Origin of the sequence: Pararhodobacter marinus (assembly GCF_003122215.1) — a bacterium.
GTDB lineage: Bacteria > Pseudomonadota > Alphaproteobacteria > Rhodobacterales > Rhodobacteraceae > Pararhodobacter > Pararhodobacter marinus.
In genome coordinates, this window is sequence record NZ_QEYD01000003.1 from 1 (window position 1) to 15971 (window position 15971).

Sequence of the window (15971 nt, forward strand, 5' to 3'; positions counted from 1 at the left end):
GCCGGGACCTATGACCTGCAGATCCGCTCGGGCTCGGCCTCGATCCGGCAGGGCGGCGATTTCGAGGCCCGGCCCGGCGAGCGCATCACCCTTGCCGAGACCGAGCTGGTGGGTCCGCGCGCAGGCCAGCAGGTGGCGCTCGAGATCCGCCATGACGGTGAGCGCCAGAGCTGCCGCCAACCCGCTTTCTGAACCCCGCCCGTACCCTCCTGCGCGGTCCGGATTCCGCATTTCAGCACCTCGCCCTTCCCGCCGGACCGCCCCATTTGCAAAGGACCAGACCCATGATCGCTTTCCCCAAAGCCGCCCTTCTCGCCGCCGCCCTCGCCATGCCCGCCAGCCTGCCGCTGGCCAGCCCGGCCGAGGCCTCGGGCGGGATCTCGATCAACATCGCGCCGTCGAATGCGCGCGAAGCCCGGCTCCTGCGCCTCGGCCTAGCCGCCTATGCGCTGCACCAGGACATCGAGACCAACGGCCATGTCACCCAGCAGGGCGCCCATAACGCCGCCGGCATCGCCCAGGGCGCGACCGACCAGGCGATCATCCACCAGGACGGCACCGGCCATACCGGCACCGTCTCGCAAACCGGCGGCCACAACGCCTATGGCCTCTTCCAGTTCGGCCAGAACACCACCTCCCATGTCAGCCAGACCGGCGGACAGACCGGCCTAACCGTCCAGTTCGGATGGTGAGGGACAGACGCCACGACCCCCTTGAAACCGCTTCTGAAAGGAGATTTCCCATGACCCATCCCCGCAAGATTTCCATGCTTCTCGCCGCTGCCGCCGCTCTGGGCGCCGGGGCGGCGGGGGCGACCACCCTCGTTTCGGGTACCAACACGGTCTTCGTGCACCAGTCGCCCGGCGGCACGGTGATCCGGCAGGGCGGTCCCGATGCGCGCGTGAGCGTGCTGCGGTCGGCCACCCCCCTGCGGTTCGAGGAAACCCGCGTGATCGTGGAGCTGCAGGAGCCGGGCTTTGCCCAAGTGCCGCGGATGTCGTTTCTGTGGTACCTGCTGCCGTGGAACTGGGGCGCGGAACCCGTCGCGCGTGCGCCACGCGCAGAGATCCGTCCGCGCGTGGCCCCGGCCGAGTCCGGCGTGAACCGCGCCGAGGCAATGATGGGCCGGGTCCTGTCGCGCATGGATCGCTGACGAACCGATTGCCCGCCGGGCAGTTCTCAGGGCGGGGGCCGGATGCCTCCGCCTTGCCTTATCATTTCATTGCATATGCAACGATATTGACAGGCGATGGCGATTCGTGATTTGTGGGCGCCATAACGTTGCACTTGCAATAAATACGGAGGACCCGATGACCGCCCCCATTCTGAAGATCGAGCAGATGCACCACGTCGCCTATCGCTGCAAGGACGCGAAGGAGACAGTCGAATGGTACACGCAGATGCTGAACATGGATTTCGTGCTGGCCATCGCCGAGGATCAGGTGCCCTCGACCCATGAGCCCGATCCCTACATGCATCTGTTTCTCGATGCCGGGAACGGCAATATCCTGGCTTTCTTCGAACTGCCCACCAAGCCCGAGATGGGGCGCGACCCGAACACGCCGGCCTGGGTGCAGCATATCGCCTTCAAGGTAAAGGACCGCGATACGCTGGTGGCGTTCAAGGAGCATCTGGAGGCGAAGGGCGTCGAGGTGCTGGGGGTGACCGATCACTCGATCTTCCACTCGATCTATTTCTTCGATCCCAATGGCCACCGGATCGAGCTGGCCTGCCCGGATCCCGAGGAAGAGGCGCTGCTCAAGCGGCTTGATGCGGTGAAATGGGACATGCTGGAGGAATGGAGCCGGACCAAGCGCGCGCCGCAGCACGCGGCCTGGCTGCACGCGAAGGAATTGCGCAAGGAAGAGGCGTGAGTGTCACGGCGCTGTCACTCCTGCATGGCAGGGTGATCTCGTTTTCGAGCACCAAGTGATCGTCCGGGTGGGGCTTCGGCCTCACCCATTTTTTTCAGGTGACGCGCCAGCGGCGTTCCAGCTCTTCGATGGCGGCCACGCGGTCGGCGGTCTTGGGATGCGAGGCCAGCCAGACGGGCGGAGCGCCGCGCATCCCCGTCAGCGATTCGAGCCGCGTGAGCAGGGATTTCTGCCCGCCCGTGCCGATTCCGGCCTTGGTCAGAAGGGCGGCGGCGTATTCGTCGGCCTCGTATTCGTCCTTGCGGCTGAGACCCGCGGCCAGCAGATGAACAAGGCCGTTCGCCACCAGCACACCGATCCCCGGCAACAGGCGGCCCAGAACCGTGGCCAGAACGACGCGCACCGCGTTCTGGCCGGAAAAGTCGATCATCCGCTTGCGGGTATGGCCAAGCGCCACATGGCCCAGCTCATGCGCGATGACCGAGACCAGCTCTTCGGCGCTGACCTCGCCCGCCTTGTAGCGGTCGAGAAAACCGCGCGTCAGGAAGATCCGGCCATCGGGCGCGGCAAGCCCGTTGATGGTGGGGATTTCATAGACATTGACCTGAATGCGTTTGAGATCCAGCGCGCGCGCAAGCCGTGCGGTCAGCGCTTCGAGCATCGGATCCTTGAGCGGCGTCGAGCGTTCATCGAGCTCGCGCTTCGTGCGCCAGGCCGAGAAATGCCAGTAGATCAGGCCGTAAGCGACGGCGAGAAGGATCGGAGCCAAGCGCAGCATGATCCGGATATGGCGGTTTCTGCGCGTCTCGACAAGGTGGACGGGGCCGGTCCGCCATCAATCCCGCGTCAGGCGGGCAGGGCGGTCACATGCGCGGCGCAGCCCAGAAGCGCGGCGTAATCGTCTTCGACGACCGAGACCGGGAACGCGTCCATGAAATCCGAAAACCGGCCCATGTCGCGAAAGGTCTCGGCCATGCCGAGGGGCGCGAGAACGGGTGCCATCGCGCGCGCGACACTGCCGATCAGGAAAATCCCGCCGAAGGGCAGATGCACCATTGCCAGCGAGGCCAGCGCGCGGCCCATGATGCGGGCATAAAGTCGGCCGGTTTCCTGTGCTTCGGCCTCGCCCGCGACGATGGCGGCGGTCAGCGCGTTGCCGGGCAGGGTCTGGCCCGTGACCCAGTGATGCAGCGCGACCAGACCGCGCCCGCAAAGAACCTCTTCGATCGTGGCGATGCCGTGTTTCTCGGCCAGATGGCGGGCCAGCGCGGCCTCCTGATCGCCCTTGCGCGGCAGGTGGATATGGCCGCATTCAGACGGCGCGACATAGGTGCCGCCGGGCAGGTGATGCACCGGCGCCGCGTTGAAGCCGGTGCCCGCGCCGACGACAAGCTGGGCCGCGCCCGGCTCGGCAGCTTGGCCGGGCAGCAGGCAGCGCAGATGCCGCCGGTCCAGCGAGGCCAGCGCGTGGCCCTGGGCCTGCAGGTCATTGAGGATCGAGACCCGCGACGTACCGCCGACGCGGGCCAGATCCCCGGCCGTGATTTCCCAGTCCAGATTGGTCATCCGCGCGACCCCGCCACGCACCGGACCCGCCGCCGCCACGCAGACGCCCGCGCAATCGCCTGTCGCGGTGTCGGTCAGGTATTGCGTCAGGATCTCGGACAGCGAGCCGCGCCCGGCATTGGGATATTTCCGGATCGAGCCCTGCCGCAGCACGCCCTCATCGGCCAGCGCCACGCGGGTATTGGTGCCGCCGATATCGGCGACAAGCTGCGGGGCAGGGGTGAAGGGCCAGGATTTCAGCGGGCGGTCGGTCATGCTTGGGATCTTCGGGTTTGTCGGGGTCGGTTCTTCATAGCCGGATTGGCCCGGCTGCACTATGGCGAATACGGGGCGAAGGCAGGCCTGTTGCCACCTGCGCGCGACGCCCTGTCCTCTTGCGCCCGAAGAAGGGCTGCGGTTGAGTGACCGTGTATCCAGTGAGGGTCCGATGTCTGACAAAAGCAAACCCGTCCCGCCGGTGAAATCGCGCCATTTCCCGCCCCCGCCGCCGCTGATCGAGAAAACGCCGGGCCTGTGGCGCCGGACGCCGCCCGCTTTGTTTCCCGCGATCATGGGGCTGTTCGGGCTGGGGCTGGCATGGCGCATCCTCGCGCTGCAGCCCGGTCTTCTGCCGCTTCAGCCACTCGGCGAGGCGATCCTCGGCGCGGTGCTGCTGCTCTACGCGTTCTCGCTGATCGCGTGGCTGTCGAAGCCCCTGCGCCGTCCCCGGGTCGTGCTGGACGAACTCAACATCCTGCCCGGCCGGGCGGGCATGGTCGCGCTGACGCTGTCGATGGTGCTGGCCGCCTCGGCGCTGCGCCCCTATGCGCCGGAACTGGCGCTGGTGCTGGTCTTTCTGGGCATGGCCGCTCTGGCGGTCGTCGGCGCGCTGATCACCTGGAAGGTGGGCACCGGCCCCAAAGAGGGGCGCGGCGTCACGCCGGTCTTTCACCTGACCTATGTGGGATACATCCTTGCGCCGCAGACGCTGATCCCGCTGGGCTTCGAGGGGCTCTCGCGCGTGATCTTCTGGGTGACGATGGTCAGCGCGGTGCTGATCTGGCTGGCGAGCCTTGCGCAATTCCTGCGCCGCAACCCGCCCGCGCCGCTGCGCCCGCTGATGGCGATCCACGCCGCTCCCGCCGCGGTTTTCGCGGGCGTCGCGGTCTGGCTGGGCTATCCGCTGATCGGCGCGGGCTTCGCGCTGCTCGCGCTGGCCTTCGTCGCGGTCTTCGCAGCGTCGGCCAAGTGGCTGCTGGCGTCGGGTTTTTCGCCGCTCTGGGGGGCGCTGACCTTTCCGCTGGCGGCGACGGCCTCGGCTTCGGTCCTGGCGCTGGGACAGCCGGGATTGTGGATCGGCGCGGTGCTTCTGGTCTTCGCCACGGGCTTCAACCTGTTCGTGGCCTTTCAGGTGTTCAAATCCTGGGCCAAGGGCGAGCTGGGCGCAAAGACGAACGCGGCGATCGCGTAACGAAACAGGGGCCGCACGGCCCCCGTTTCACTTGAAGTGCTTGGACAGTTTCAGCCCCTGTCCCTGGTAATTCGACGCGATCCCCGCGCCGTACAGCAGATCCGGCTCGGCGCTCATGCGCTCGTAGACCAGCCGCCCGACGATCTGTCCGTGTTCCAGCGCGAAGGGCGCCTCGTGGCAGCGCACCTCCAGCACCCCGCGCGAGCCCACGCCATCGGCCGCGGCATGGCCGAAACCGGGATCGAAGAACCCCGCGTAATGCACACGGAACTCGCCCACCATCGCCAGATAAGGCGCCATTTCAGCGGCATAGAGCGGCGGGATGCAGACGGCTTCGCGGCTGACAAGGATATAGAACGCGCCGGGATCGAGGATCAGCTGCCCGGTCGTGGTGTGCAGCTCTTCCCAGAACTCGGCCGGGTCATAGGCACCGATGCGGTCCAGATCGATCACGCCGGCATGGGGTTTTGCACGGTAGCCCACCAGATCGCCGGTTTCGGGCTTCAGGTCGACGGAAAAGCCCAGCCCTTCGGAAATCAGCGCCTCGCCACTGACAAGCGGGGTCCCGGCGTGCAGCGCCGAAAGCTCGGCATCCGACAGAACCGACTGGCCATGACGCAGCCGGATCTGGTTCAGCCGCATCCCCGGACGCACCAGCACCGAGAACGAGCGCGGGCAGATCTCGGCATACAGCTTTCCGGTGTAACCCGCTGGCACGCGGTCGAATTCCACGCCGTCATCGGTGATCACCCGGACCAGAAGGTCCAGCCGCCCCGTCGAGCTTTTGGCATTGGTGACCGCGCTCAACTCACGCGGCAGTGCCAGCGTTTCGGCCAGTTCGACGACATAGACGCAGCCCTTTTCCAAGACCATCCCCGAGGCGATGGAGAATCGATGCATCTCGAATTCGGGCAGGCGCTCGGCCACCGTCTTGCCCCGTCCCGGCAGGAACGAGGCGCGTAGCCGCACCGCCGTGTCGCCCAGCCGCAGGTCCAGGCTGGCGGGCTGGATCTGTTCGGCGCGGATCTCGGGTCGGGCGGCGACGATGCCCTGTTCGATCAACCGGCGCAGGCTTTGCGACGGCAGGACGCCGGCGGGCTCGGACAGGGTTGATGCGGGCATGACACCTCCTCGTGGGCAAACCGCTCATGTGCAAACCGCCCGTGACCGGGTGGCCACGGGCGGTTTGAATTGGTCGGGCTGGCGAGATTCGAACTCACGACCTTCCGTCCCCCAGACGGACGCGCTAACCAAGCTGCGCCACAGCCCGACGAGGCGCTTTCTACCGCTTTTGACGGCGGGGGCAAGCAACAATTTGCCTCGGGCGGCGGGAAATTTTCGCACGCGCCCGCAGCGACGGGAACACGCGAAAGGGCGCGACCCGAGGGGGCACGCCGGGATGGCTCGGGAAGCGGCTGCGCGTTTACCAGCGTCCGGCGCCCGAGGCTTCGGACATCCGCTCCAGCAGCGAATCGATGCGGCGGGCCAGCATGTCGGCGCGGTCGCGCTGCGGTCCCAGAGCCCCGCGCTTCATCGCCCTCAGGCGGCGGGCGATCTGCGCACGCTCGGACGGCTCGCTCAGCGACAGGGCGTCGGCGGGCACGGGCGGTTCCGCAGCCGGCGCGGGGGCAGGGCGCGGCGCAGGTTTCCCGGGCAGCGCGGCGGGAGCGTTTTGCGGGGTTTCAGCCACGACGGCCTGAGGGTCATCCGCCGGCTCGCCACTGCGTTCCGCCGCCGGAGCCTCTGCCGGGGCTGCTGACGGAGCGGTTTGCGGCATTTCCGGCGCGGTCTCGGGCGCGGTATCCAGCGCCTCGGTCGTGTCCTCGTCATCGGCGATCTCGGTGCCCAGCGGAGCGTCCGGCATATCGTCCGGATCGGCCACGGGCTCGTGCGCGGGCGCGTCGCTGCGGCGCGTGGCGAAGATCTCGTCCAACGGCGGCGGGGTCTCGGCCTCGGTTTCCGTTCCGGTATCGGGATCGGCCACGGCGCGCGTCGCGGCAAGGTCTTCGGTCTCGTCCACCGCATCCTCGCCCACCAGCGCCGGCAGCGGGCCGCCCAGCGAGGCCACATGCTTCACGCCCTGCTCCTGCAACACGCGCTGCACGCCCCGGATGGTGACGTGATGCTCCTGCAGAAGCGACTTGATGCCGTTGATCAGCGCGACGTCGTCGGGACGGTAATAGCGCCGCCCGCCCGCCCGCTTGACCGGCCGGATCTGATAGAACTTGCTTTCCCAGAACCGAAGAACATGCGCGGGAGTGTCAAGGATTTCAGCCACTTCGCTAATGGTGCGAAAGGCGTCGGGGGCCTTTTTCATAGGGTCCGCTTACGCTTTGTCGCGCAAGTTCCCGCGCGAGACACGATCTTTCATCAGATGCGAGGGCCGGAAGGACAGCACGCGGCGCGGGCTGATCGGCACCTCTTCGCCGGTCTTCGGATTGCGGCCCAGGCGCTCGGCCTTGGAGCGGACGCTGAACGTGCCGAAAGACGAAATCTTGACCTGTTCGCCCTTCACCAGCGCATCCGACATGTACTGGATCACCGATTCCACGAGCGCCGCGGATTCGTTGCGCGACAGGCCGACTTCGCGAAACACCGCCTCGCTCAGATCCATCCGTGTCAGAGTCTTTCCGCTCATCCCGATCTCCCCGGCGATTGACAGGCTTTTGTTGGAAAATGAGCCAAGAAAATTATCCTGTCAACAGCGGGGTTTGCAGCGCGTTGTTTGTGCTGGGTGACAAGCGGGGCGCCGCTTACCAGCGCAGCACCACCGCGCCCCAGGCCAGCCCGCCGCCGATCGCTTCGGTGACGATCAGATCGCCCTTCTTGATGCGGCCATCGGCGGCCCCCACCGACAGTGCCAACGGGATCGACGCGGCCGAAGTATTGCCGTGATCCTGCACGGTGACGATCACGTTATCCATCGACAGGCCCAGCTTCTTCGCCGTGCCCTGAATGATGCGGATATTCGCCTGATGCGGCACGACCCAGTCGACATCGCCTGCGCCCAGCCCTGCGCGCGACAGCGCGGTATTGGCGGTATCGGCAAGCTTTTCAACGGCGTGGCGGAAGACCTGGTTGCCCTGCATGCGCAGGTAGCCGGCGGTTCCCGTGGTGCCGACGCCGCCATCGACATAAAGCAGGTCGCGCAGTTTGCCGTCGGAATGCAGATCGACCGACAGCACGCCGCGATCGTCGGATGTGCCGTTGCCGGATTGGGCATCCAGGATGATCGCCCCGGCACCGTCACCAAACAGCACGCAGGTCGAGCGGTCGGTCCAGTCCATGATGCGGCTGAACGTCTCGGCCCCGATCACCATGACGCGGCGCGCCTGTCCGGCGGCGATCAGCGCGCTGGCATTGCCGAGCGCGTAGACAAAGCCCGCGCAGACTGCCTGCACGTCGAAGGCAAAGGCGCCGCCCGCGTCGATTCCATCCTGCACCATCGTTGCGACGGATGGAAAGGTCAGGTCGGGCGTCGAGGTCGCGACGATGATCGCATCCAGCGTGTCGGCGCCCACGCCGGCCGTCTCGAGCGCGGCGCGCGCGGCCTTGATCGCCAGATGCGAGGTCATCTCACCTTCGGCGGCGAAATGGCGACGCTCGATCCCCGAGCGGGACTTGATCCACTCGTCCGAGGTATCCAGCGTCTGGGTAAAGGCTTCATTTTCGACCACGCGCTCGGGAAGATAATGGCCGTGGCCGATGACCACAGCGCGCGTGACGGTATTCTGGCTCATTCCTGCTCTCCGCTTGGGGCCGCATCCTGAGCCGTCTTGGCGGCAATCACAAGCCGTTCCGCCATCCGGCCCTGATAGCCCGACTGCGCCAGCTTGGCGGCAAGCCCAATGGCCGCGGCAACGCCCGTGGCATCGGCCGAGCCGTGCGATTTCACGACGGTCCCGTTCAGACCGAGAAACACGCCGCCATTGACGCGGCGCGGATCGATTCGGGTGCTCAGGCGGCGCAGCGCGCCGCGAGCGAGAAGGGCGGCCAGCATCGCCAGCGGCCCCGAGGTCAGCGACTGGCGCAGCAGATCCGAAATAAGCTTGGCCGTGCCTTCGCCGGTTTTCAGCGCGACATTGCCGGTGAAGCCGTCGGTGACGATGACATCCACGCGCTCGGACGGGATGTCGGATCCTTCGACGAATCCCACATATTCGTAGCGCCCGGTTTCTTCGTGCCGCGCGATCAGTTCATGCGCGGCCTTGATCTCGGCCCGGCCCTTGTGTTCCTCGGTCCCGACATTGAGCAGCCCGACGCGGGGCCGGGGCTCGCCGAAGCCGTTGCGGAAATAGGTCACGCCCATGATCGCGTAGGCCAGAAGATCCTCGGCCTCGGCCTTCACGTCGGCGCCCACATCGAGCATCGTGTTGAAGCCGTGATGCCCGCGCGCGGGCCACAGGCAGGCGATGGCCGGGCGGTTCACGCCTTCCATCCGGCGCAGTTGCAGCATCGACACCGCCATCAGCGCGCCGGTATTGCCGCAGCTTACCGCCGCGTGGCCGCGCCCGTCCTTGAGCGCGGCAATGGCGGACCACATCGACGTGTCCTTGCCGTGGCGCATCACGTGGCTGGGCTTGTCGTTCATGGTCACGGCGCGGTCGGCATGGACCAACGACAGACGGCCCGCAAGCGCAGGCTCGCGGGCGATCAGCGGCTCGAGCGCCGCGCTGTCTCCGTGCAGGAGGATATCTATGCGGGGATTGTCCCGGAGCGACTGCACGCAGCCGGCGACCACGGCCGAAGGACCCCGATCGCCACCCATGGCGTCGACGGATATCACGATCCGTCCGGTCGACTCCCGCTCAACCGGCTGGCTGTCAACCGGCTGACCGGCGTGCGGATGGTCCTGTTCGGATTGCATCATGGCCCCGCCGGTCGAAACCGTCAGGCCGCGTCGTCTTCCAGATCGACTTCGGCCTGCACGACGACTTCACGGTTGTCGTAATGGCCGCAGGACGGGCACACGTGGTGCGGGCGCTTCAGCTCACCGCAGCTGGTGCATTCGTTCGGGTTGCCCGCGACCAGCGCGTCGTGCGAACGACGCATGTTGCGGCGGGAACGGGTCACGCGGTTCTGTTGAACGGCCATGTTAACCTCTGCTCTTATTCAGGGGACCGACCGGGCGGCCCGAGTTCGTGGAAACTTGCTGCGACGGGGCCTTACACCGCCAAGGCAGGCAATGAAAGACCTAACGTGCATGAGGCGCGGAACATAGAAGGTTTTTCGCGCCGTGCAAGGGGCGTTGCGGGACGATTCGCGCCTGTCGTGCAAGGTTTTCCGCGCCGCGGCGCGGCTCAGCCCTGATCGGCGTCCTTTTTCAGCGCTGCAAGCGCGGCAAAGGGATTCGGGCGCTCGTCCTCGCCCAGGTCGTCGGTGGCCGAGTCGGGCAGTTCGGCGCCCTCGATGCGCGGATAATCGGGCAGCGCCAGCGCCAGAGCCTCGACCATGACCGCGCCCGGATCGATCACCGGGCCCAGCGGCTCGCGGGTGTCGTCCTCGGGGATCTCGGTCTCGATCTCGCTGGGCTCGTCCATGTCGCGCACGAAGATTCGGGTGACGGGCGTGTCGATGCGGGTCGTCACCGGCTCGGCGGTGATGACGCAATCCTGCACGACGGTCGCGCCGAGCACGCCTTCGAGCCGCCAGTCATGCTTGCCCTCGGCCTCGACCGTGCCGCGGAAGTCGAGCTTGCGGATCTTCTGGATGCCGAGGGTCTGCGTCAGCTCCGCCCGCGCCTCTGCAGTCGGGGCGAGATGGAACCGTGTCACCGCCTTCGGCGACAGGTCGCGCAGGCGCAGCGTCAGTTTAAGACTGTCGCTTTCGCGCAGCGGACCGGAGGGGCTGGATTGATCGCTCATCGGGGACCTCCTGTGGAATGCTTTTGCCCCCTATGCCTGTGTTTTGCCGCTTTGGAAATGGCGCGCCCACCGCCCGGGCGCCGCACAATCCCGCGAGCGCTGGTCAACAGCGCGGCGCGGGCCGGTTCCTTTCTTGAACACCGCTCGGGGTTTTAGTAACCCCAGAGGCGCCGACCGCTCCGGTAAGGGCGGCACTCAACACGGACACCGGACAGAACGCACGGAGACGGGCATGACGGATCGCGCGATGCAGGACAGGCTGGCTTCGGGCAAGCAACGTGTCGGCGCGGGGTTTGCCCGCCGCCTGATCGCTCCGCTTGTGGGGGCCGCGCTGCTGGTCGGGGCCTGTTCGCCCATCATGACCTATCACGGCTACGCGCCGCCCGACGACCTGTTGGCCGAAATCGAGGTCGGTCGCGACACGCGCGAGACCGTGGCCGAAACCATCGGGCGTCCCGGCATGGGCGGCGTGATGGAGGGATCGGGCTGGTTCTACGTCCAGTCCGACTGGCGTCAGCGCGGCTGGCGCGAGCGGGAAGAGATCGACCGCCAGGTCGTCGCCATCAGCTTCGACGCCAATGACCGCGTCTCGAATATCGAGCGCTTCGGCCTGCAGGACGGCGAAGTCATCGCCCTGTCGCGCCGCGTCACCGATGCCGGGCCGCGTCCGAGCATCGTCTCGCAGGTGCTGGCGGTTCTGGGCAACTTCACAGCCGGGTCGTTCCAGTAAACCCTGTGACCCGACAACCCTGTGACAATGCCGGAAAGACCGCGCGGCCTGCGTCGCGCGGCGTCTGACAAATGTCATGAAACGGTGATAGACTGGGCCTTGTGCAACCTGCCGGAGCCCGCGTGAGACACGCCGATTTTTCCACTGCCACCAGTGCCACAACTGGCGCCGCCCGCGACCTGGCCGCCGCGCCGATCCCCGCGACCGATCCCTTCGGCCCGCCGATCCGCACCGGCGGGCGCATCGTGCGGCTGGCCGGCCCCGGGGACATGCCGGGCGTGCTGGCCTTGCGCGGGCGGGCCTTTCGCGGCGGCGCCGAGGATGGCGATGCCTATGACCGCGATTGCCTGCATCTGTGGGTCGGCGCGGATGCGCCGGGCGCGCCGCCTCTGGCGACGCTGCGCATCCTGCGCCATCCCGATGCGCGCGCGCTGTTGTCGGGCTATGTCGCGCAGCATTACGACCTGTGCGCTCTGGCGCGCGCGGGCGAGGCCGAAGGCGCCGAGACGCTGGAGCTGGGCCGGCTCTGCGTCGAACCCGGCAGCGGCCTCGGGGCAGGGGGCGGCGACCTGTTGCGGCTTCTGTGGGCGGGCGTCACCCGGATCGCCTTTGGCGTGGGTGCGGGCCGGCTGGTCGGCTGCACCTCGTTCCACAGCACCGACCCCGCGTCGCTCGATCCCGCCTGGTCCTTCCTGAAGACCCGCGCTGCCGGTCCCTCGACTCTGACCCCCGGTCGCAAGGCGCCCGAGATCTACCCGTTCGAGGCGGTCCCTGCTCAGCCCGGCCCCGAGGGGCAATCGCAGGTCCCGCCGCTTCTGCGCGCCTATCTGTCGCTGGGCGGCTGGGTGTCGGATCACGCGGTGATCGACCGCGATCTGGGAACCTGTCACGTCTTCACCTGCGTCGATATCGCCGCGATGCCCCCCGCGCGGCTGCGAATCCTGCGCCAGATGGCGGGTTTGACGCCCTGATGCGCGGGTAGCCCGCCGGAACCACTTGCGCCCCGTCCCGCGCTGGGGTATTGCGCGCGCACTTCACAGGCGGGGTCGGGCCCTGCGGGGAGACATCCCGCAACGGTCCACCGGTTGGGCACCTGCCCATAAGCCCCGTCCAAGGCGTAAACCGGAAAGGAACACGGACATGGCGCTTCCCGAATTCTCCATGCGTCAGCTCTTGGAAGCTGGCGTTCACTACGGCCACCAGACCCAGCGCTGGAACCCGCGCATGGGCCAGTACATCTATGGCGACCGTAACGGCATCCACATCATCGACCTGACGCAGACCGTCCCGATGCTGGACCAGGCGCTGAGCGTCATCCGCGAGACCGTCGCCAAGGGTGGCCGCGTTCTGTTCGTCGGCACCAAGCGTCAGGCGTCGCGCCAGGTCGCCGAAGCCGCCGAGAAATGCGCGCAATACTACATGAACCACCGCTGGCTGGGTGGCACGCTGACCAACTGGAAAACCGTGTCGCAATCGATCCAGCGCCTGAAGCAGATCGACGAGGTCATGGAGCGCGGCGCCGCCGGCCTGACCAAGAAAGAGCGTCTGGGCATGGAGCGCGAGCAGACGAAACTGCAAGCCTCGCTGGGCGGGATCCGCGAAATGGGCGGTCTGCCGGACCTGCTGTTCGTGATCGACGTGAACAAGGAAGACCTCGCCATCCTGGAAGCCAAGAAACTGGGCATTCCGGTCGTGGCCGTGGTCGATACCAACTGCTCGCCCGAAGGCGTGGATTACATCATCCCCGGCAACGACGACGCATCGCGCGCCATCGCGCTCTATTGCGACCTCGTGGCCCGCGCCGCGCTTGACGGCATGTCGGCGCAGCTGGGCGCCGCGGGTGTCGACCTTGGCGAGCTGGAAGACGCGCCCGCCGAGGAAACCGTGTCGGAAAACGCCGACGCCTGATCGTCATGCGGCTGCCCTAACAGGGTGCCGCTGAGACAGGCGTGAGACCGGGCAGGGGCAACCCTGCCCGCATCCCCAATTCAAGGAGAGAGATCATGGCGATTACTGCTGCGATGGTGAAAGAACTGCGCGAGATGTCGGGCGCGGGCATGATGGACGCCAAGAAGGCGCTCGTCGAAAACGACGGCAACATGGACGCCGCCATCGACTGGCTGCGCACCAAGGGTCTGGCCAAGGCCGCGAAGAAATCGGACCGCGTGGCGGCCGAGGGTCTTGTCGGCGTGGCCGTCGACGGTGGCCGCGGCGTCGCGATCGAGATCAACTCGGAAACCGACTTCGTCGCCAAGAACGAAGACTTCCAGAGCCTCGTGCGGGAAGTGGCGAAAGTCGCCCTGCAGACCGGCGAGTCGATCGAGGTGGTCAAGGCCGCCGACCTGAACGGCGACACGGTCGAGAACGTCATCAACGGTGCCATCGCGCGCATCGGCGAGAACATGACCTTCCGCCGCATGCACCTGCTCGAAGGCGAAACCGTTGTGACCTATGTCCACAACGCCGCCGCCGAAGGCATGGGCAAGATCGGCGTGCTGGTCGCGCTGAACGGTCCGGCCGACAAGGCGCAGGAAATCGGCAAGCAATTCGCTATGCACATCGCCGCCACCGCGCCGATGTCGCTGTCGGAAGCGACGATGGACAAAGACGTCGTCGAGCGCGAGCTGCAGGTGCAGACCGCCAAGGCGCTGGAAGAGAACGCCACCGCCGCCAAGCCGAAGCCTGAGCAGGTGATCCACAACAACATCATCCCCGGCCGGATGAAGAAGTTCCTCGCCGAGAACACGCTTCTGGGCCAGGCCTTCGTGATCAATCCCGACGTGACCGTCGAGCAGGCGGCCAAGGACGCGGGTGTCGAGATCACCGGCTTCGCGCGTGTCGCCGTGGGCGAAGGCGTCGAGAAGAAGGAAGAGGATTTCGCAGCCGAGGTGGCTAAAACCCTCGCCGGCTGAGCCGGAACCGATCCGTATCGAAAAGGGCGGTCCTTCGGGGCCGCCCTTTTTTCGCTGGGCGTCACGCGGAAACCCGTGGCGAGCCGAAGGCAGTGCATACACGGCGAGGGAGAGTAAGCTGGCTGACGCAATGCCACCCTCCGGCGCAAGCGAGCGGGCAATCATGGCGCATTTGCCGTAAATGCTTGAATTCTTTGTTTCCGCGCCGCACATTCATGCCACGACTTTCGGCGATTGTAACATTTTCTGGCCATGCTTCCTGCTACACTTGTGCCGGTCGTCACGACTCGCCTGCGCTTGATGCGCGGTCGACGCGCTAACGGGATCGCATGATGCTTGAACAGACATCCTTTACCTGGTCGGACGTCTCTCCGGTCCCTGCAAAACCCTTGCAGAACCTGACGGTCGAAGGGCTCTCGGCCCGGCTGGCGCAGATGCTGGCCAGCCGAGATCAGGCGGTGATCTGGAAACTGGCCTGCGATTTCTTCCGCGGCCTGGGATTCGAGCATGTGCTCTACGGCTATTCCCCCGATTCCCGCGGTCAGAACCTGGGCGCGCCCGAGGATTTCCTGCTGTTATCGACCATGCCCAAGGCCATCGTCACCGAACTGGTCGACCGCGGCTATTTCCGGATGAGCTGTACCTTTCAGTGGGCGGTCGAGAATACCGGGATCGCGTCGTGGTCGATGACCCATGAAGAAGCCGGGCTGGCCGGCCAGATCGAGGTCCGGCAGGAAGGGCTGGATTTCTTCGCCGAACACGGGTTGATCAATGGCTGTTGCATCGGCTTTCAGAAAGAGCGGACGCGGGGCAGGGCGGTGATGGCGCTCATCGCGCCGGCGGTCGTCTCGCAAGACGAGGTGGACAAGCTTCTGTCCGATCTGCATGACGTGATCTTCACCGTCGCCGCCGTGGCGCATCGCAGCCTGTCGATCCTGCCCTATCATCCGCCGGGCCGCCGCCTGTCGCGCCGGCAGCGCGAAGTGCTGGAATGGGTGGCGGACGGAAAGACCTCGGCCGATATCGCGACGATCATGGGAATCACCGTCTCGACGGTGGAAAAACACCTGCGACTCGCCCGCGAGACGCTGGGGGTCGAAACGACGGCCCATGCGATCAGCAAGGCTGCCTATCTCAATCAGGTCTTCGTGGCGACCCCGGCAGAGCACGGAACGATGACAACCGTGTCCGCCTGGGACGCCTGACTCTCATTTTGCACAGAAATCGCATATTGCAACGGAACGCTTGTGCAACTTGCAACCGAGTTTTTGCGTTCAGGTATGGTTTTTCGTACTGACATGCAGGGCGCAATTCCCTTAGTCTAAGGTCAGTAATGAGTAATGACGGACGTGCCCGCTTGCCAACCAGTTCGGGTGCGTTTTTCTGTCATATGCGTATTCTTGCCGTGTCCTTTCCCAACCCGATGCAGCAAGACAGTCCGGCGCGACCTTCTGGTCGCGCCGGGATGCTTTGGCGGGAAGTTTCGTTCCTGTTGCGATGATAAGCATTGGGCCCGACCTGAAGGTTCCGGCCCCGCTCATGCCCCCCTTGCCCGGGTCGCACGGATCCGGAAGA

The 15971-nt window shown here is 66.3% G+C and carries 19 protein-coding genes and 1 tRNA gene; 10 read left to right on the forward strand and 10 right to left on the reverse strand.

What is annotated here, in order from left to right; translation table 11 throughout:
• From csgH to C4N9_RS04975, 4 genes are all read left to right on the forward strand, one after another.
• The coding region (gene csgH / locus C4N9_RS21795; protein ID WP_168192121.1) for a curli-like amyloid fiber formation chaperone CsgH at positions 1-192 on the forward strand (192 nt) is incomplete at its 5' end.
• Positions 193-284: 92 nt separating this feature from the next.
• Complete coding sequence (locus C4N9_RS04965; RefSeq protein ID WP_109532212.1) at positions 285-692, forward strand: curlin; 408 nt, start codon at positions 285-287, stop codon at positions 690-692.
• A gap of 50 nt (positions 693-742) precedes the next feature.
• A complete protein-coding gene (locus C4N9_RS04970) occupies positions 743-1153 on the forward strand; it encodes a hypothetical protein (RefSeq protein WP_109532213.1) in 411 nt (136 codons plus the stop codon).
• Between the two features lie 172 nt (positions 1154-1325).
• On the forward strand, positions 1326-1874 hold the full coding sequence (locus C4N9_RS04975) for a VOC family protein (RefSeq protein WP_109532542.1): 549 nt from the start codon (positions 1326-1328) through the stop codon (positions 1872-1874).
• 94 nt (positions 1875-1968) lie between these two features.
• Here C4N9_RS04975 and C4N9_RS04980 read toward each other — a convergent pair whose 3' ends face one another.
• Both C4N9_RS04980 and C4N9_RS04985 read right to left on the reverse strand, forming a co-directional pair.
• Positions 1969-2652: a M48 family metallopeptidase gene (locus tag C4N9_RS04980; protein ID WP_109532214.1), complete on the reverse strand. Its 684-nt coding sequence runs from the start codon at positions 2650-2652 to the stop codon at positions 1969-1971.
• A 68-nt stretch (positions 2653-2720) separates the two neighbouring features.
• The gene (locus tag C4N9_RS04985; protein WP_109532215.1) at positions 2721-3695 is read right to left on the reverse strand and encodes a glucokinase; all 975 of its coding nucleotides are present in this window, start codon (positions 3693-3695) and stop codon (positions 2721-2723) included.
• Positions 3696-3867: 172 nt separating this feature from the next.
• Here C4N9_RS04985 and C4N9_RS04990 point away from each other — a divergent pair, with 172 nt between their 5' ends.
• Positions 3868-4890 (forward strand): TDT family transporter, encoded by a 1023-nt coding sequence (locus tag C4N9_RS04990; protein WP_168192122.1) that lies wholly within the window; start codon positions 3868-3870, stop codon positions 4888-4890.
• Between the two features lie 27 nt (positions 4891-4917).
• Here C4N9_RS04990 and C4N9_RS04995 read toward each other — a convergent pair whose 3' ends face one another.
• The 8 genes from C4N9_RS04995 to C4N9_RS05030 all read right to left on the reverse strand — a co-directional run bounded on the left by C4N9_RS04995 (position 4918) and on the right by C4N9_RS05030 (position 10754).
• Positions 4918-6012, reverse strand: a complete 1095-nt coding sequence (locus C4N9_RS04995) for a 2'-deoxycytidine 5'-triphosphate deaminase (RefSeq protein ID WP_109532217.1) — start codon at positions 6010-6012, stop codon at positions 4918-4920.
• Between the two features lie 70 nt (positions 6013-6082).
• Positions 6083-6160, reverse strand: a tRNA-Pro gene (locus tag C4N9_RS05000).
• A gap of 153 nt (positions 6161-6313) precedes the next feature.
• Positions 6314-7207, reverse strand: coding sequence for a MerR family transcriptional regulator (locus C4N9_RS22080; protein ID WP_210403984.1), 894 nt, complete (start codon positions 7205-7207; stop codon positions 6314-6316).
• Between the two features lie 9 nt (positions 7208-7216).
• Positions 7217-7528 carry an integration host factor subunit alpha gene (gene ihfA, locus C4N9_RS05010; RefSeq protein WP_109532218.1) on the reverse strand — a complete coding sequence of 104 codons (312 nt, stop codon included), beginning with the start codon at positions 7526-7528 and terminating at the stop codon, positions 7217-7219.
• A gap of 115 nt (positions 7529-7643) precedes the next feature.
• Positions 7644-8630 carry a beta-ketoacyl-ACP synthase III gene (locus tag C4N9_RS05015; protein WP_109532219.1) on the reverse strand — a complete coding sequence of 329 codons (987 nt, stop codon included), beginning with the start codon at positions 8628-8630 and terminating at the stop codon, positions 7644-7646.
• Positions 8627-9757: a phosphate acyltransferase PlsX gene (gene plsX / locus C4N9_RS05020; protein ID WP_109532543.1), complete on the reverse strand. Its 1131-nt coding sequence runs from the start codon at positions 9755-9757 to the stop codon at positions 8627-8629. Before plsX ends, C4N9_RS05015 begins: the two co-directional genes overlap by 4 nt.
• A 23-nt stretch (positions 9758-9780) precedes the next feature.
• Positions 9781-9984, reverse strand: a complete 204-nt coding sequence (gene rpmF, locus C4N9_RS05025) for a 50S ribosomal protein L32 (protein ID WP_109532220.1) — start codon at positions 9982-9984, stop codon at positions 9781-9783.
• Positions 9985-10190: 206 nt separating this feature from the next.
• Complete coding sequence (locus C4N9_RS05030) at positions 10191-10754, reverse strand: YceD family protein (RefSeq protein ID WP_109532221.1); 564 nt, start codon at positions 10752-10754, stop codon at positions 10191-10193.
• A gap of 232 nt (positions 10755-10986) precedes the next feature.
• On the opposite strand from C4N9_RS05030, the gene C4N9_RS05035 reads away from it, so the two are divergent.
• From C4N9_RS05035 to C4N9_RS05055, 5 genes are all read left to right on the forward strand, one after another.
• Positions 10987-11484, forward strand: a complete 498-nt coding sequence (locus C4N9_RS05035) for an outer membrane protein assembly factor BamE (RefSeq protein ID WP_245902469.1) — start codon at positions 10987-10989, stop codon at positions 11482-11484.
• Between the two features lie 122 nt (positions 11485-11606).
• Positions 11607-12455: a GNAT family N-acyltransferase gene (locus tag C4N9_RS05040; protein ID WP_109532222.1), complete on the forward strand. Its 849-nt coding sequence runs from the start codon at positions 11607-11609 to the stop codon at positions 12453-12455.
• A gap of 169 nt (positions 12456-12624) precedes the next feature.
• Entirely contained in the window at positions 12625-13392 is a 768-nt protein-coding gene (gene rpsB / locus C4N9_RS05045; RefSeq protein WP_109532223.1) for a 30S ribosomal protein S2, read from the forward strand.
• Positions 13393-13487: 95 nt separating this feature from the next.
• Positions 13488-14396 (forward strand): translation elongation factor Ts, encoded by a 909-nt coding sequence (gene tsf / locus C4N9_RS05050; protein ID WP_109532224.1) that lies wholly within the window; start codon positions 13488-13490, stop codon positions 14394-14396.
• 332 nt (positions 14397-14728) lie between these two features.
• Entirely contained in the window at positions 14729-15601 is an 873-nt protein-coding gene (locus tag C4N9_RS05055; protein ID WP_168192123.1) for a helix-turn-helix transcriptional regulator, read from the forward strand.
• Positions 15602-15971 lie beyond the last annotated feature (370 nt).

Coding starts and splice junctions, on each gene's coding strand:
- C4N9_RS04965 (WP_109532212.1), top strand. CDS start 285: ATGATCGCTTTCCCCAAAGCCGCCCTTCTCGCCGCCGCCCTCGCCATG.
- C4N9_RS04970 (WP_109532213.1), top strand. CDS start 743: ATGACCCATCCCCGCAAGATTTCCATGCTTCTCGCCGCTGCCGCCGCT.
- C4N9_RS04980 (WP_109532214.1), bottom strand. CDS start 2,652: ATGCTGCGCTTGGCTCCGATCCTTCTCGCCGTCGCTTACGGCCTGATC.
- C4N9_RS04985 (WP_109532215.1), bottom strand. CDS start 3,695: ATGACCGACCGCCCGCTGAAATCCTGGCCCTTCACCCCTGCCCCGCAG.
- C4N9_RS04990 (WP_168192122.1), top strand. CDS start 3,868: ATGTCTGACAAAAGCAAACCCGTCCCGCCGGTGAAATCGCGCCATTTC.
- C4N9_RS04995 (WP_109532217.1), bottom strand. CDS start 6,012: ATGCCCGCATCAACCCTGTCCGAGCCCGCCGGCGTCCTGCCGTCGCAA.
- C4N9_RS22080 (WP_210403984.1), bottom strand. CDS start 7,207: ATGAAAAAGGCCCCCGACGCCTTTCGCACCATTAGCGAAGTGGCTGAA.
- ihfA (WP_109532218.1), bottom strand. CDS start 7,528: ATGAGCGGAAAGACTCTGACACGGATGGATCTGAGCGAGGCGGTGTTT.
- C4N9_RS05015 (WP_109532219.1), bottom strand. CDS start 8,630: ATGAGCCAGAATACCGTCACGCGCGCTGTGGTCATCGGCCACGGCCAT.
- plsX (WP_109532543.1), bottom strand. CDS start 9,757: ATGCAATCCGAACAGGACCATCCGCACGCCGGTCAGCCGGTTGACAGC.
- rpmF (WP_109532220.1), bottom strand. CDS start 9,984: ATGGCCGTTCAACAGAACCGCGTGACCCGTTCCCGCCGCAACATGCGT.
- C4N9_RS05030 (WP_109532221.1), bottom strand. CDS start 10,754: ATGAGCGATCAATCCAGCCCCTCCGGTCCGCTGCGCGAAAGCGACAGT.
- C4N9_RS05035 (WP_245902469.1), top strand. CDS start 10,987: ATGACGGATCGCGCGATGCAGGACAGGCTGGCTTCGGGCAAGCAACGT.
- rpsB (WP_109532223.1), top strand. CDS start 12,625: ATGGCGCTTCCCGAATTCTCCATGCGTCAGCTCTTGGAAGCTGGCGTT.
- tsf (WP_109532224.1), top strand. CDS start 13,488: ATGGCGATTACTGCTGCGATGGTGAAAGAACTGCGCGAGATGTCGGGC.
- C4N9_RS05055 (WP_168192123.1), top strand. CDS start 14,729: ATGCTTGAACAGACATCCTTTACCTGGTCGGACGTCTCTCCGGTCCCT.